The organism is Mycobacterium sp. 1164985.4 (assembly GCF_001668575.1).
GTDB lineage: Bacteria > Actinomycetota > Actinomycetes > Mycobacteriales > Mycobacteriaceae > Mycobacterium.
Window position 1 is genome coordinate 1 of the sequence record NZ_LZMD01000056.1, and the last position, 14,242, is coordinate 14,242.

Consider the following 14,242-nt stretch of genomic DNA (forward strand, 5'->3'; position numbering starts at 1 on the left):
CACCCGGCCCGTTCCCTTGCGGGGCGGCACCGGGGTCCGGCCACGAACCAGCCGGGCGCCGAAGTACTCGCGCGCCAGCGAAACCACTTCGTCGTGATCGACATTGCCCGCTACCGCCAGAACCATCCGCTCGGGGGTGTACCGACGGAGGTGGAAGGAGTGCAACTGGGCACGCGTCATCGACGAGATCGAATCCGCACTGCCGATCACCGGACGGCCGACGGGATGCGAGCCGAACATCGCCGAAAGGAAGACGTCGCCGAGGGTGTCCTCGGGATCGTCGTCACGCATCGCGATCTCTTCGAGCACCACGTCGCGTTCGACCTCGACGTCCTCGGCCGCGCACTGGCCGCGCAACACCACGTCGGCGACCAGGTCGACGGCGAGCTCCAGGTCGGAGTCGAGCACATGCGCGTAGTAGCAGGTGTGCTCCCTGGCGGTGAAGGCGTTGAGCTCACCGCCGACCGCGTCGACGGCCTGCGCGATGCTGACCGCCGACCGGGTCGGCGTCGACTTGAACAGCAGATGTTCGAGGAAGTGCGCAGCACCCGCGACACTCGGGCCTTCGTCGCGCGAACCGACGTTGACCCACAACCCGACCGACGCCGAATGCACCGACGGGATGTACTCAGTGACCACACGCAGGCCACCGGGTAACACGGTGCGCCGCACCGCCTCCGAAGATCTGCCGCCACGTCCTCCGTGGCGCAAAGCCCTAACTGCTGGCCGCTGCGGCATCTGCCGGCGCGGTCTCCGAGTTGGCCGCTTCCTCCTCAACCAGGATCAGCGAGATTTTTCCACGGTTGTCGATGTCGGCGATCTCCACACGCAGCTTGTCGCCGACCTTGACGACGTCCTCGACCTTGGCGATCCGCTTGCCACGTCCCAGCTTCGAGATGTGGACCAGTCCGTCGCGACCCGGCAGCAGCGACACGAAGGCGCCGAAATCCGTTGTCTTGACGACGGTTCCGAGGAACCGCTCGCCGACCTTGGGCAGCTGCGGGTTGGCGATCGCGTTGATCTTGTCGATCGCCGCCTGCGCCGACGGGCCGTCGGTCGCACCGACGAACACGGTGCCGTCGTCCTCGATCGAGATCTGCGCGCCGGTCTCCTCGGTGATCTGGTTGATGATCTTGCCTTTCGGGCCGATCACCTCGCCGATCTTGTCCACCGGCACCTTGATCGTGGTGATGCGCGGCGCGTACGGGCTCATCTCGTCGGGACCGTCGATGGCTTCGGCCATCACCTCGAGGATGGTCAGCCGGGCGTCCTTGGCCTGCGCCAGCGCACCCGCCAGAACCTGGGAGGGGATGCCGTCGAGCTTGGTGTCCAGCTGCAGCGCGGTGACGAACTCCTTGGTGCCTGCGACCTTGAAGTCCATGTCGCCGAACGCATCCTCGGCGCCGAGGATGTCGGTCAGCGCGACGAACCGGCGCTCGGTGCCGCCATCGGCCCCTTCAACTTCCACGTCATCCGATACCAGACCCATCGCGATACCCGCGACCGGCGCCTTCAGCGGCACACCGGCGTTGAGCAGGGCGAGCGTCGAGGCGCACACCGAGCCCATCGACGTAGAACCGTTGGAACTCAACGCCTCCGACACCTGACGGATCGCGTACGGGAACTCTTCGACGCTGGGCAGCACCGGCATCAGTGCACGCTCGGCCAGCGCGCCGTGGCCGATCTCGCGGCGCTTCGGCGAGCCGACGCGGCCGGTCTCACCGGTCGAATACGGCGGGAAGTTGTAATGGTGCATGTAGCGCTTGGAGGTCTCCGGCCCCAGCGAGTCGATCTGCTGGGCCAACTTCATCATGTCGAGCGTTGTGACGCCCAGGATTTGGGTCTCGCCGCGCTCGAACAGCGCGCTGCCGTGGGCTCGGGGGACCACCGCGACCTCGGCGCTCAGCGCGCGGATATCAGTGATGCCGCGACCGTCGATGCGGAAGTGGTCGGCCAGGATGCGTTGGCGCACAAGCTTCTTGGTCAGCGAGCGGAACGCGGCGCCGACCTCCTTCTCGCGGCCCGCGTACTGCTCGGCCAGCCGCTCGAGCACCTCGGCCTTGATCTCGTCGGTGCGGTCGTTGCGCTCGGCCTTACCGGCGATGGTCAGCGCCTCCGACAGCGCGTCGGTGGCCACCGAGGCGACCGAGTAGTAGACGTCGTCGCCGTAATCGGGGAACACCGGGTACTCGCCCGTCGGCTTGGCCGCACGATCGGACAGCTCCTGCTGGGCCTCGCACAGCACCTTGATGAACGGCTTGGCGGCCTCCAGGCCCTCGGCGACGACGGCCTCGGTGGGCGCCTGCGCCCCGCCGGCGATCAGCTCGACGACGTTCTCGGTGGCCTCGGCCTCGACCATCATGATCGCGACGTCACCGTCTTCGAGCGCACGACCGGCGACAACCATGTCGAACACGGCGCGCTCGAGCTGCTCGACGGTCGGGAACGCGACCCAGGTAGCCCCCGCGTTTCCAGCATCGGGGATCAGCGCGACACGCACGCCGCCGACGGGTCCCGAGAACGGCAGGCCCGCGATCTGCGTGGACGCCGAGGCGGCGTTGATCGCGACCACGTCGTACAGATCCTTGGGATCGAGGCTGAGCACGGTGACCACGACCTGGATCTCGTTACGCAGGCCGTCGACGAACGTCGGCCGCAGCGGACGGTCGATCAGGCGGCACGTCAGGATCGCGTCGGTCGAGGGACGACCCTCGCGGCGGAAGAACGAGCCGGGGATGCGCCCGGCCGCGTACATGCGCTCTTCGACGTCGATGGTCAACGGGAAGAAGTCGAAGTGGTCCTTGGGGTTCTTGCTGGCGGACGTCGCGCTCAGCAGCATGGTCTCGTCGTCGAGGTAGGCGGCGACGGCGCCGGCGGCCTGCTGGGCCAGCCGGCCGGTTTCGAAGCGGATGGTGCGGGTGCCGAAGCTCCCGTTGTCGATCGTGGCGGTCGATTCGTACACGCCGTCTTCAATTTCAACTACAGACATAGGTGTCCGTATGGCCTCTCTGGTTCAGTGTCTCCACTGTTTAGCTGTTTTTGCGTCGTCACAGCGTATGAACCACGGGCCTCGATGCGGCTACGGCCATCGATCGAAGCTGCCGGAGATTCTTCCGGCAGCCACTACCGAAGACCGCGCGATCGAGCAGGTCCTGGTTATGACGCGCGGGAACGATGCTCGCGGAGCTGCGAAAATCGCACCCAAGTCGTTCGGGCCGAAACGGCAGTCGAACGGACTCATCGTACTCTGCGGCGAGTACGCGGCCGAAATCCCGGCGCGCAATCTGCGCGCCGGTCTGGCGTCAGCGGCGAAGGCCGAGCCGTTCGATCAGCGTGCGGTAGCGCTGGACGTCGACCTGGGCCACGTACTTGAGCAGCCGGCGCCGACGGCCGACGAGCAGCAGCAGGCCGCGCCGCGAGTGGTGATCGTGCTTGTGCACCTTGAGGTGCTCGGTCAGGTCGACGATCCGCCTGGTCAGCAGTGCGACCTGCGCCTCGGGCGAGCCGGTATCGGTGTCATGCAGGCCGTACTCGCTCAGGATCGACTTTTTCTGTTCGGCGGTAAGCGCCACGAAAACAACTCCATCTATCTCAGTCCGCGGGAAAGGGCGCGTGGCCCCGGTGAGGCGCGGCCGCCGCGAACTGCAGCGCACGCCCGGTCGGCAGGGAGTCTAACAGCGGCGGTGGTGCAGTACGAAATTCGCCGAGCGCGCACCGACGTACGCCTGTCGGGACGCCACCCTGAGGGTTTTGTCCGCGATTGAACGCGCGGCGTCAGCGGGCCAGGATCGTGCGCGCGTGGTCGGTGTCGCGGCCCATCTGCTCCACCAGGTCGTCGACGTTGGCGAACTTCTCCTGGCCCCGCAGCCTGGCCACGAAGTCGACGGCAACGTGCTGGCCGTACAGGTCGGCGTCGGTGTCCAGCACGAACGCCTCCACCGTGCGGGTGCGCCCGGAGAACGTCGGGTTGGTGCCGACCGACACCGCGGCCTGGTAGCGCTCGCCCGGGACGACGCTGCCCGCGATCGGGCCGTGGCCGAGCACGGTGAACCACGCCGCGTAGACCCCGTCGGCGGGAATCGCCGAGTACATCGGCGGGGCCACGTTCGCGGTGGGAAAGCCGAGCACCTTGCCGCGTCCGTCGCCGCGCACCACAACACCCTCGACGCGGTGCGGTCGCCCCAGCGCCTCGGCGGCGGCGACGACGTCGCCCGCGTCGACGCAGGACCGGATGTAGGTCGAGGAGAACGTGACGGTCTCATCCCGGTGGTGCTCGGCCACCAGCGACATCGCCTCGACGGCGAAGCCGAACCGCTCACCGGCCTGGCGCAACAGGTCGACGTTGCCGGCGGCCTTCTTCCCGAACGTGAAGTTCTCCCCCACCACGACCTCGACCACGTGCAGGCGTTCGACCAGCAATTCGTGGACGTAGCGCTCGGGGGTGAGCTTCATGAAGTCGGCCGTGAACGGCATGACGAGAAAGACATCGATGCCCAGTTCCTCAACCAACTCGGCGCGCCGGGTCAGCGTGGTCAGCTGGGCGGGATGGCTGCCCGGGAACACGACCTCCATCGGATGGGGGTCGAACGTCATCAGCACGGTCGGCACACCACGCGACCGTCCCGCCTTGACCGCGTGGTTGATCAGCTCCTGGTGTCCGCGATGGACACCGTCGAACACCCCGATCGTGAGCACGCATCGGCCCCAGTCCGTCGGGATCTCTTCTTGTCCCCGCCAGCGCTGCACGAGGGCAAGCCTACGGCGCGGCCGGGGTCGCGCGCCTCGCTGGATCCCCCGGATGAGGTGACCATTGCCTAAACTTTCTAACTGTGAATCCTGCCGGCGATGCACGTGACCTGACGACGGTTGCCCAGGACTACCTGAAAGTCATCTGGACCGTCCAGGAGTGGTCGCAGGAGAAGGTGAGCACGAAGCTGCTCGCCGAACGCCTCGGCGTGTCGGCCAGCACGGCCTCGGAGTCGATCCGCAAGCTGGCCGACCAGGGCCTGGTCAACCACGAGAAGTACGGCGCGGTGACGCTGACCGAAGCCGGCAGCGCCGCCGCGCTGGCCATGGTGCGCAGGCACCGGCTGATGGAGACGTTCCTCGTGCGCGAGCTGGGCTACAGCTGGGACGAGGTGCACGACGAGGCCGAGGTGCTCGAACACGCGGTGTCCGACCGGATGCTCGACCGCATCGACGCCAAGCTCGGACACCCGACCCGCGATCCGCACGGCGATCCGATTCCGGCCGCCGACGGCCGCGTCCCCACCCCCGACGCTCGCCAGTTGTCGGCCTGCCACGACGGTGACCGGGGCACGATCGCGCGGATCTCCGACGCCGATCCGGAGATGTTGCGGTACTTCGACAGCGTCGGCATCAACCTCGACTCGCGGCTGCGGGTCGTGGCGCGTCGCGACTTCGCGGGGATGATCTCGGTGGCCATCGAATCCTCCGACGGCGACGACACGACCGTCGATCTGGGAAGCCCCGCAGCCGAGGCGATCTGGGTGGTCGCGAGCTGACCCGATCGCTTACAGCGTCGCGGGACGCAGCACGACGACCGACTTCGTGCGCGCCGACCGGTCTTCGAGCAACGCGATGACCTGACCGTCGGGAGCGGTCGCGGCGTAGATGCCGTCGATGCCAATCGGTTTCAACGGCCGCCCGTGGCGCACGTCCTCCGCTTCGGCGAGGGTCAGGTCGCGGCGCGGGAACGCCAAAAGACATGCGGCGTCGAGGCTGTAGGACAGGCGCGGCGTTTCGGCAAGCTCGTCGAGCGTACGAGCCTCGGTCAACCCGAACCCGCCGACCCTGGTGCGGCGCAACGCCGTGAGGTGCCCACCGACGCCGAGTGCGGCGCCGACATCGCGGGCCAGCGCGCGGATGTAGGTGCCGCTGGAGCACTCCACCTCGACGTCAACGTCGACCACGCCGGGATGGCGACGGACGTCGAGCACGGTGAAGCGGTCGATGCGGACGCGGCGGGCCGCCAACTCGACTGCCTGCCCCTCGCGCGCGAGCTTGTAGGCACGCTGCCCGCCGACCTTGATCGCGCTGACCGCCGACGGCACCTGATCGATCTCGCCGCGCAACGCGGCCACCGCTGCCTCGATCTGTGCGTCGGTGACGGCGTCAGCCGAAACCTCCTGCAGGACTTCGCCTTCGACGTCCTCGGTGGATGTGGTCTGACCGAGCCGGATGGTCGCGGCGTACGCCTTGTCCGTCGCCGTCAACAGTCCGAGGATCTTGGTGGCGCGTTCGATACCGACGACCAGCACGCCGGTCGCCATCGGGTCGAGGGTCCCTGCGTGCCCGACCTTGCGGGTGCCGAAGAAACGGCGACAACGGCCGACGACGTCGTGGCTCGTCATGCCCGCGGGTTTGTCGACGATGACCAGACCCGCCTCGGTCATAGCACGATCGCGGTCAGCGCCAACCCGTCGCGGACCGACCACCGGCCGGTCAGGGTTTCCAGTGGAGGTCCGTGCATCGCGGCCGGATCGATCAGGATGCGCGAGACGAACCGGCCTGAGGTGCCGCTGTCGTCGACGTCGAAGGCGATGTGCGCGTCCTCGAAACCCAGCCAGCGGTGGGTCAGCGGAAACCACGCTTTGTACGTCGCCTCCTTGGCGCAGAACAGGATTCGGTCCCAGTGCAGGACCGCGGGCAGCTGTTCGAGCTCGGTCCGTTCGACGGGCAGGCTGATCGCGTCGAGCACACCGTCGGGCAGCACACCGTGCGGTTCGGCGTCGATGCCGACCGATCGGACTTCGGCCTGTCGGCCGACGACCGCGCCCCGGTACCCCTCACAGTGCGTCAGGGAACCGACGATGCCGTCGGGCCAGCACGGCTCGCCCTTCTCCCCCTTCAGGATCGGCACCGGTCCGACGCCGATCTCGGAGAGCGCCTGCCGCGCGCAATACCGCACGGTGATGAACTCGTTGCGGCGTTTCGCCACCGACTTGGCGATCAACGGCTCCTCTTCGGGCAGCGGCGCGAGGCCGGGCGGATCGCGGTACACCTCGGCGGCGGCCAACCCGGACGTCGTCGCCGGAAGCACACCCGACAGCAGCGAAGCGGCCACCGTCATCGCGAGAACTGCCTGTCGCGGATCCGCTGCTGCATCTTCTGCGCGTTCTCCCGCATCTCCTGGGTGATCTGGAAGTGTCCACCGAACTCGTTGAGGTACCCGGGCGGATACTGCGGGTCGGGCAGAATCTGCCGCATCCAGCGATACGGCTTGCGGCGCCGCCACTCTCGCGGATATCCGACCGACACCTCCTCGAACCGCACGCCGTCGTACCACGTGGTGCGCGGAATGTGCAGGTGCCCGTACACCGAGCACACCGCGTTGTAGCGGGTGTGCCAGTCGGCGGTGGCGGTGGTACCGCACCACAGCGAGAACTCCGGATAGAACATCGCGTCGCAGGGTTCGCGCACCATCGGGAAGTGGTTGACGAGCACCGTCGGCGTCATCCAGTCCAGGTCCTCGAGCCGCTTGCGGGTGTAGGCCACCCGGTCGCGGCACCATGCGTCGCGGGTGGCGTACGGCTCGGCCGACAGCAGGAATTCGTCGGTGCCGACGACGTTGCGTTCCCGCGCGATGGCCAGCCCCTCTGCCTTGGTGGCCGCGCCCTCGGGCAGGAAGGTGTAGTCGTACAGCAGGAACATCGGCACGATCGTGGCCGGGCCGCCCTCCTCGGTCCACACCGGAAACGGGTGCTCGGGCGTGATGATGCCCATCTCGTCGCACATGTTGACCAAGTAGTCGTAGCGGGCCTTGCCGAAGATCTGCATCGGGTCTCGGTTCGTGGTCCACAGCTCGTGGTTGCCCGGGATCCAGATCACCTTGGCGAACCGCTTGCGCAGCAGATCCAGCGCCCACCGGATCTCGTCGGTGCGCTCGGCGACGTCGCCGGCGACGATGAGCCAGTCGTCCGGAGAGGCCGGATGCAGCGACTCGGTCACGGGTTTGTTGCCGGTGTGACCCGTGTGCAGGTCGCTGATCGCCCAAAGGGTGGGTCGTCGGCCGTCGCGTGTCACAACTGACCAGGGTACTTAACCGCATGCCCGCGGCTCGCCCGGCCAACTAGAACAGGTTCTCGTTTCCTCTTCGGCCGCCGCGAGCGGCCCGCTACACTCCCCGCAGGGTCGGACCGACGAACAAAGGGGTGAGATGCTCGCCAAGCTGCGCTTGGTCTCGGCACTGTGCGCACTGATCGCTGCGGTGATGGTGGTGTGGCAGGCCAATCCGGCGGGCGCCCCGCGGGTGGATGCCGACGACATTCCGATGACGAATGTCACGACGTCGATCAAGTGGCCCGTCATCGAGACGACCGACCCCGCACCGTTCAATCCGTGCAAGCAGATTCCGCTCGACGCGATTCAGGGTATGGGCCTGGCGTTCACTCCGCCGACGCCGGAGGACCAGCTGCGCTGCCGATACGACGCGGGCAACTACCAGTTGGCCGTCGAGGCGATCGTCTGGCGCACCTATGAGCAGACGCTGCCCGCCGACGCGGTCCAGCTCGACATCGACGGCCACCGCGCCGCGCAGTACTGGGTGATGAAGCCGACCGACTGGAACAACCGGTGGTGGATCACCTGCATGATCGCCTACGACACCAGCTACGGAGTGCTGCAGCAGTCGTTGTTCTATTCCCCGATCTACTCGAACCCGGCCCCCGACTGCATGCAGACCAACCTGCAGCGCGCCCACGACCTGATCCCGTACTACGTGTTCTAGGGGCTCGGCTCAGCCGTCGAGGCCGCCACCGCCGCGATCGACTGGCTGATGGCCGAGGTCACGCGGGCGGTCGGCCATCGCAGCATCGGTTCTGCGTAGCCTCGTGTCGTGAACGCATCCTCCGTCGCCGCCCGGCCGGCATCCCGTTCGAAGGTCAAGCAGCTCACCGGACGCACCGTTTCCCGCCTGCTGCGGCTGCCACCGCGAACCACTGACTTCAGGGTCGATCACTTCCGTGTACCGATGCGCGACGGTGCCGAGTTGAGGGCCGACCATTACGCGCCGGTGACGTCCAGTCCCGCGGGAACCCTGCTGGTTCGTTGCCCCTACGGCCGGGCCTTCCCATTCAATGCGCTCTATGCCCGCGCCTACGCGTCTCGCGGGTATCACGTCGTCCTCCAGAGCGTGCGCGGCACGTTCGGCTCGGACGGCGAGTTCGACCCGATGGTGAACGAGATCGCTGATGGTGCCGACACCGTCGAGTGGCTTCGCAACCAAGACTGGTTCACCGGATCTTTCGCCACGATCGGCCTGTCCTACCTGGGCTTCGCCCAATGGGCGTTGCTCACTGACCCTCCCCCGGAGATGAAGGCCGCCGTCGTCACGGTTGGACCTCACGACCTCAGCGGTCCGCGCTGGGGCACTGGCTCCTTCGCGCTGAGCGACTTCCTCGGCTGGAGCCACGGGGTCGCGAACCAGGAAGACACAAGGATGTTGCGGGCGGCGGTTCGTGCAGCGCGGGCGCGGCGCCTCCTCGGCCGCGCTACGAGCCGTCTGCCCACGGGTGAGGCTGGTCGGGCTTTACTCGGTGACGGCGCACCGTGGTGGGAATCGTGGCTCGAGCACCCCGACGCCGACGACCCACACTGGACAGCGCTGAACATTGGGCACGCGTTGGATCTCACCGACATCGCCGTTCTGCTGATCGGGGGCTGGCAGGACACGTTCGTCGAACAGACGATCGCCCAATATCACCGGCTTCACGAACGCGGGGTGGACGTGGGGTTGACTATCGGCCCGTGGATGCACGTCGACATGATGAGGAAGGCAGCCCCCACATGTATCCGCGAAACACTGGATTGGCTGAGCACCCACCTAACGGGAGCTGAGAGCGCCCGGCCTCAGGCGGTCCGCATCTTCATCAACGGGCGGGGCTGGATCGACCTGCCCGACTGGCCACCCGCGATGCCCGAGGTGGTGCGATACCTGCAACCGGGCGGCCGCCTCGGCGACGCCGTTCCGCCGGAGACCGCCGCGCCGTCGACCTTCACCTACAACCCGGCGAATCCGACACCGACCGTCGGCGGTCGCCTGCTGTCACCGGAGGGCGGGTACCGCAAGGACACCAGCCTTGCCCAGCGGGCCGACGTGTTGAGCTTCACCGGCGACCGCCTGCCCGCGGACAAGTACGTGGTCGGCGTTCCGGTCGTGGAACTGTCGCACACGTGCGACAACCCGTACAACGACCTGTTTGTACGCATAAGCGAGGTCGACGCGAAGGGACGCTCACGGAATGTGAGCGACGGTTACGTTTGTGCGGCACCGGATTTCGGCCAGGTGCGCATCGAACTCGATCCGATCGCCCACCGGTTCCGCGCCGGTTCGCGGATCCGGGTGCTCGTGGCGGGCGGGTCGCATCCCCGCTTCGCCCGCAACCTCGGTACCGGCGAATCACTCGGGACGGGTACCAAGCTCGCATCGGCCACCCATACGGTGCACCTCGGTGGCGGCGCGTCGCGGCTGATCCTGCCGGCCGGACCGCAGCCGCCAGCCGGCTGAGCGGTCACCCTACCGAAGCACTGACGCGCGAGGCGATCTCGCGCAGCGTGTTGTCGTCGTGCACCGGCGTTGCCCATTCCGGGTCGACCGGCAGCTGCACCCAGCTGGAACAGCCCGCGTACTCGGGGGTGCGTTCGAGTCGCAGCGGTCGCACCAGCGGGCTGGCCTGCACGACGAGCGCGGTGAGTCGGTGCTTCGGCCGGAAGTCGAGGCGGTCGGCGCGCACCGACTCGTCGGTCCAGATATGCAGTGGCGCAATCTGTTCGAGTGCCTCCGGACGGTTGACCTCGATCGCGGCGACGACGCGGGCGCCGGCACGGATCACGACAGCGTCGTCGGTGCTGTCGGCGGCCGCCGCGTCGAGCAGGTCGCGGTGCTCGGTGCGCACGCGTTCGGCGTGGCTGTGCGCGACGGTCGGGAACAGCAGGAATCGTGAGGCGGTGACCGCGAACCGCTTCTCGTGAATGCCGCCCTTGCGCAGCAGCACGGTCTGCCTGCCGTTCAGCAGCGCGTGCACCGCGGCGCTCCACTCCTTGAGCGTGGGCTGCGTCAACGTTGTCGTCATCGGGCTACGTCTTGGCCGCCGCCTCGATGCGCGCCCGCACCTCGGGCCGACGCAGCGGCGGAACCGTCTTGGGTGGCTGGCGCCGGGGCGGCAGCGACGACAGCAGCCGGTCAGTGGTGGCGGTGACCTCGGCGACGGCGGCCTCGAAAGCGTCGGCGTTGGCCGCGGTCGGCCGCGTGATGCCGCTGACCTTGCGGATGTACTGCCGCGCGGCGGCCTCGATCTCTTCGTCGGTCGCCGCTGGTTCGAGCCCGCGCAGCTCGGTGATGTTTCGGCACATGGCTCCACGATAGGTTCGTCGGGTGACTGACGACATCCTGCTCATCGAGACCCAAGATCGCGTGCGCACGCTGACCCTCAACCGCCCGCAGTCGCGCAACGCGCTGTCGGCCGAACTGCGCAGGCGGTTCTACCGGGCTCTGGGCGAGGCGCAGGCCGACGACGATGTCGACGTCGTGATCGTCACCGGCGCCGACCCGGTGTTCTGCGCAGGCCTGGACCTCAAAGAGCTCGGCGACACCACCGAGCTGCCCGACATCTCGCCGAAGTGGCCGCCGATGTCCAAGCCGGTGATCGGCGCGATCAACGGCGCGGCGGTCACGGGTGGCCTCGAGATCGCCCTGTACTGCGACGTGCTGATCGCCTCCGAGCAGGCGCGGTTCGCCGATACCCACGCGCGGGTGGGGCTGTTGCCGACGTGGGGCCTGTCGGTGCGGCTGCCCCAGAAGGTCGGCATCGGGATGGCGCGTCGTATGAGCCTGACCGGGGATTACCTGTCGGCCGAGGAGGCGCTGCGGACCGGGCTGGTCACCCAGGTGGTGTCGCACGACGAGCTGATGCCGACGGCCCGACAGATCGCGGCCTCGATCGTGGGCAACAATCAGCGGGCCGTGCGTGCGCTGCTCGCGTCGTACCACCGCATCGACGAGGCGCAGACCAACGAGGGGTTGTGGATCGAGGCGGCGTCGGCGCGCGAGTGGATGCGCACGGCCAGCGGCGACGACATCGCCGCCAACCGCGACGCGGTCCTGCAGCGAGGCCGCTCCCAAGTCCGCTGAGGCTCTCCCCTGTGGCGCGAAAGTGCGTGTCTGCACACGACACGCCGCCCATTTACAGCAGTTTGCGCACCCTCATAAGCTGCGAGCGTGAACGAAGCGCATGAGTACTGCGGCAGCGACGAATGGCGGCAGCTGATTCGCGAGGTGATTCTGCCGTGGGCGTTGGGCGAGGTCGACCTCGGCGACGACGTCATCGAGGTGGGCCCCGGCTACGGCGCCACCACCGACGTGCTGAGCGAATCGGTGGGCCGGCTGACGTCGGTGGAGATCGACGACGAACTCGCAGCGATGCTGACCGACCGCTTCGCCGATGTCCCGACCGTCGAGATCGTGCGCGGTGACGCGACGGCGCTGTCCTACGACGACGACCGCTTCACCGGCGCAGCGTGTTTCACGATGCTGCACCACGTCCCGACCGCCGAACTCCAGGACAAGCTGTTCGCCGAGGTCGCCCGTGTGCTGCGGCCCGGGGCGGCGCTGGTCGCCAGCGACAGCCTCGGCAGCGACGAGTTGGCCGTCGCGCATGAGGGCGACACCTACAACCCCGTCGACCCCGATACGCTGCCGGATCGGTTGGCAGCGGCCGGGTTCGGCGATGTGCGGGTAAAGACGACAGAGTTCGGCTGGGCCGCGATCGCGCGGGCCCGCGCGTAGCGCACGCTTACACCGCGGCGAGCGTGCGCAAAGTGCTCAGATATCGCGGGGCGGCCTGTCCTCTGCAGATACGCAATGCTCGCGGGGATCACGCCGTGCCGGGCACCAGCCAACGGCCCGAGAACGCGCGCCAGCCGACGAACGCCAGCCGCAGCACCATGAACGTCGACAGCCCGGCCCAGATCCCCAGCAGTCCCCAGCCGAACGCCAGCGACAGCCAGATCAACGGCAGGAAGCCGACCAGCGCGCTGGTCAGCGTCGCGTTGCGCATGAACTTCGCGTCGCCGGCGCCCAAGAGTACGCCGTCGAGCGCGAAAACGATTCCGGCGACCGGCAATTGGGCCACCATGAACCACCACGGCACCCCGATGGCATCGAGCACCGAGCGGTCGTCGGTGAACACGTTCGGGAACACCGACGCACCGACCGCGAACACGATGGAGAGCACCGCCGAGGCCAACGCGGAGAAGATCGTGACCCGCCACGCCACCGACTTCGCGTGCGCCAACTGCCCCGCACCCAGCGCCGCGCCGACCAGCGACTGAGCCGCGATCGCCAACGAATCCAGCACCAGCGCTAAGAAATTCCACAACTGCAGCACGACCTGGTGCGCGGCGACGGCGGCCGCCCCGAACCGGGCGGCGACGGCGCCCGCGGAGACGAAGCAGGCCTGGAACGCCAGCGTCCGCAACACCAGATCGCGACCCATGACCACCTGCGCGCGCAACACCTCGGGATGCAGCCGCAGCGGGACCCGTTCGATCAGCAGCGCGCGACAGAACAGCATCGCGGCCAGCCACTGTCCCACCAGGTTCGCGACGGCCGAACCCGGCAACCCGAGCCGCGGCATGCCGAGCCAGCCGTACACCAGCAGCGGACACAGCACCGCCGACACCGCGAACCCGAACACGACGAACCGCAACGGCCGCGCCGTGTCCTGGACTCCGCGCATCCACCCGTTGCCCGCCGCCGACACCAAAATCGCGGGCACGCCGACGATCGCGATGCGCACCCACGACAACGCCTCTTCGGCGATCTCTCCCCCGTCGGACGCCCCCGCCAACACCGACACCAGCGGCACCGCGAACACCTGTACGGCGGCGACGATCACCGCACCCAACCCCAGCGCGAGCCAGGTCGCCTGCACGCCCTCCCCCACCGCGGCCGCGCGGTCGCCGGCGCCGAAGAACCGGGCCGAGCGCGCGGTGGTGCCGTAGGCCAGGAACGTCATCTGCGAGCTCAGCGTGGAAAGGATCAGCGCGCCGATCGCCAACCCGGCCAACGCCAGCGCGCCCAGGCGGCCGACCACCGCGAGATCAAACAGCAGGTAGATCGGTTCTGCGGCCAGCACTCCGAGCGCGGGTATCGCGAGTGCGGCGATCTGCCGAGTGCTCGCTGTCGAGTGACCGGGTGGCGTCACGATACCTATGGCAGCAC

15 protein-coding genes are annotated in these 14,242 nt (G+C 68.1%); 5 read left to right on the plus strand and 10 right to left on the minus strand.

Features of this window, described 5'->3' with window-relative positions; translation table 11 throughout:
- From A5650_RS08980 to A5650_RS08995, 4 genes are all read right to left on the minus strand, one after another.
- Positions 1 to 738 (minus strand): M16 family metallopeptidase (locus A5650_RS08980; RefSeq protein WP_197501826.1); only part of this gene is annotated, 738 nt, incomplete at its 3' end.
- Positions 716 to 2,989, minus strand: a complete 2,274-nt coding sequence (locus tag A5650_RS08985) for a polyribonucleotide nucleotidyltransferase (RefSeq protein ID WP_067289266.1) — start codon at positions 2,987 to 2,989, stop codon at positions 716 to 718. The genes A5650_RS08985 and A5650_RS08980, both read right to left, overlap by 23 nt.
- A gap of 313 nt (positions 2,990 to 3,302) precedes the next feature.
- On the minus strand, positions 3,303 to 3,572 hold the full coding sequence (gene rpsO, locus A5650_RS08990) for a 30S ribosomal protein S15 (protein WP_067289270.1): 270 nt from the start codon (positions 3,570 to 3,572) through the stop codon (positions 3,303 to 3,305).
- Between the two features lie 202 nt (positions 3,573 to 3,774).
- Positions 3,775 to 4,746, minus strand: a complete 972-nt coding sequence (locus tag A5650_RS08995; protein WP_067289273.1) for a bifunctional riboflavin kinase/FAD synthetase — start codon at positions 4,744 to 4,746, stop codon at positions 3,775 to 3,777.
- An 83-nt stretch (positions 4,747 to 4,829) separates the two neighbouring features.
- Between A5650_RS08995 and mntR the strand changes: the two genes are divergently transcribed.
- Positions 4,830 to 5,525, plus strand: a complete 696-nt coding sequence (mntR, locus tag A5650_RS09000; protein WP_067289277.1) for a manganese-binding transcriptional regulator MntR — start codon at positions 4,830 to 4,832, stop codon at positions 5,523 to 5,525.
- Between the two features lie 9 nt (positions 5,526 to 5,534).
- Here the strand turns inward: mntR and truB are convergent, their stop codons facing one another.
- The 3 genes from truB to pptH are packed head-to-tail and all read right to left on the minus strand — an operon-like array spanning position 5,535 to position 8,046.
- A complete protein-coding gene (gene truB, locus A5650_RS09005; RefSeq protein WP_067289281.1) occupies positions 5,535 to 6,416 on the minus strand; it encodes a tRNA pseudouridine(55) synthase TruB in 882 nt (293 codons plus the stop codon).
- Positions 6,413 to 7,093 carry a 4'-phosphopantetheinyl transferase PptT gene (gene pptT / locus A5650_RS09010; protein WP_067289286.1) on the minus strand — a complete coding sequence of 227 codons (681 nt, stop codon included), beginning with the start codon at positions 7,091 to 7,093 and terminating at the stop codon, positions 6,413 to 6,415. Before pptT ends, truB begins: the two co-directional genes overlap by 4 nt.
- Entirely contained in the window at positions 7,090 to 8,046 is a 957-nt protein-coding gene (gene pptH, locus A5650_RS09015; protein ID WP_067289289.1) for an ACP phosphodiesterase PptH, read from the minus strand. The genes pptT and pptH overlap by 4 nt, the downstream gene beginning before the upstream one ends.
- Before the next feature lie 133 nt (positions 8,047 to 8,179).
- Here pptH and A5650_RS09020 point away from each other — a divergent pair, with 133 nt between their 5' ends.
- On the plus strand, positions 8,180 to 8,749 hold the full coding sequence (locus A5650_RS09020; RefSeq protein ID WP_067289293.1) for a DUF3558 domain-containing protein: 570 nt from the start codon (positions 8,180 to 8,182) through the stop codon (positions 8,747 to 8,749).
- Between the two features lie 108 nt (positions 8,750 to 8,857).
- Positions 8,858 to 10,528: a CocE/NonD family hydrolase gene (locus A5650_RS09025; RefSeq protein ID WP_067289296.1), complete on the plus strand. Its 1,671-nt coding sequence runs from the start codon at positions 8,858 to 8,860 to the stop codon at positions 10,526 to 10,528.
- 4 nt (positions 10,529 to 10,532) lie between these two features.
- On the opposite strand, the gene A5650_RS09030 is transcribed toward A5650_RS09025, so the two are convergent.
- Entirely contained in the window at positions 10,533 to 11,093 is a 561-nt protein-coding gene (locus A5650_RS09030) for a DUF1802 family protein (RefSeq protein WP_067289298.1), read from the minus strand.
- A 4-nt stretch (positions 11,094 to 11,097) separates the two neighbouring features.
- Positions 11,098 to 11,373 (minus strand): DUF2277 domain-containing protein, encoded by a 276-nt coding sequence (locus tag A5650_RS09035; RefSeq protein WP_067289300.1) that lies wholly within the window; start codon positions 11,371 to 11,373, stop codon positions 11,098 to 11,100.
- A 22-nt stretch (positions 11,374 to 11,395) separates the two neighbouring features.
- Here A5650_RS09035 and A5650_RS09040 point away from each other — a divergent pair, with 22 nt between their 5' ends.
- A complete protein-coding gene (locus A5650_RS09040; RefSeq protein ID WP_067289303.1) occupies positions 11,396 to 12,151 on the plus strand; it encodes an enoyl-CoA hydratase in 756 nt (251 codons plus the stop codon).
- A gap of 87 nt (positions 12,152 to 12,238) precedes the next feature.
- A complete protein-coding gene (locus A5650_RS09045; protein ID WP_067289306.1) occupies positions 12,239 to 12,805 on the plus strand; it encodes a class I SAM-dependent methyltransferase in 567 nt (188 codons plus the stop codon).
- Between the two features lie 88 nt (positions 12,806 to 12,893).
- Here A5650_RS09045 and A5650_RS09050 read toward each other — a convergent pair whose 3' ends face one another.
- The gene (locus A5650_RS09050) at positions 12,894 to 14,225 is read right to left on the minus strand and encodes an MATE family efflux transporter (protein ID WP_231992576.1); all 1,332 of its coding nucleotides are present in this window, start codon (positions 14,223 to 14,225) and stop codon (positions 12,894 to 12,896) included.
- Between the last annotated feature and the right edge of the window lie 17 nt (positions 14,226 to 14,242).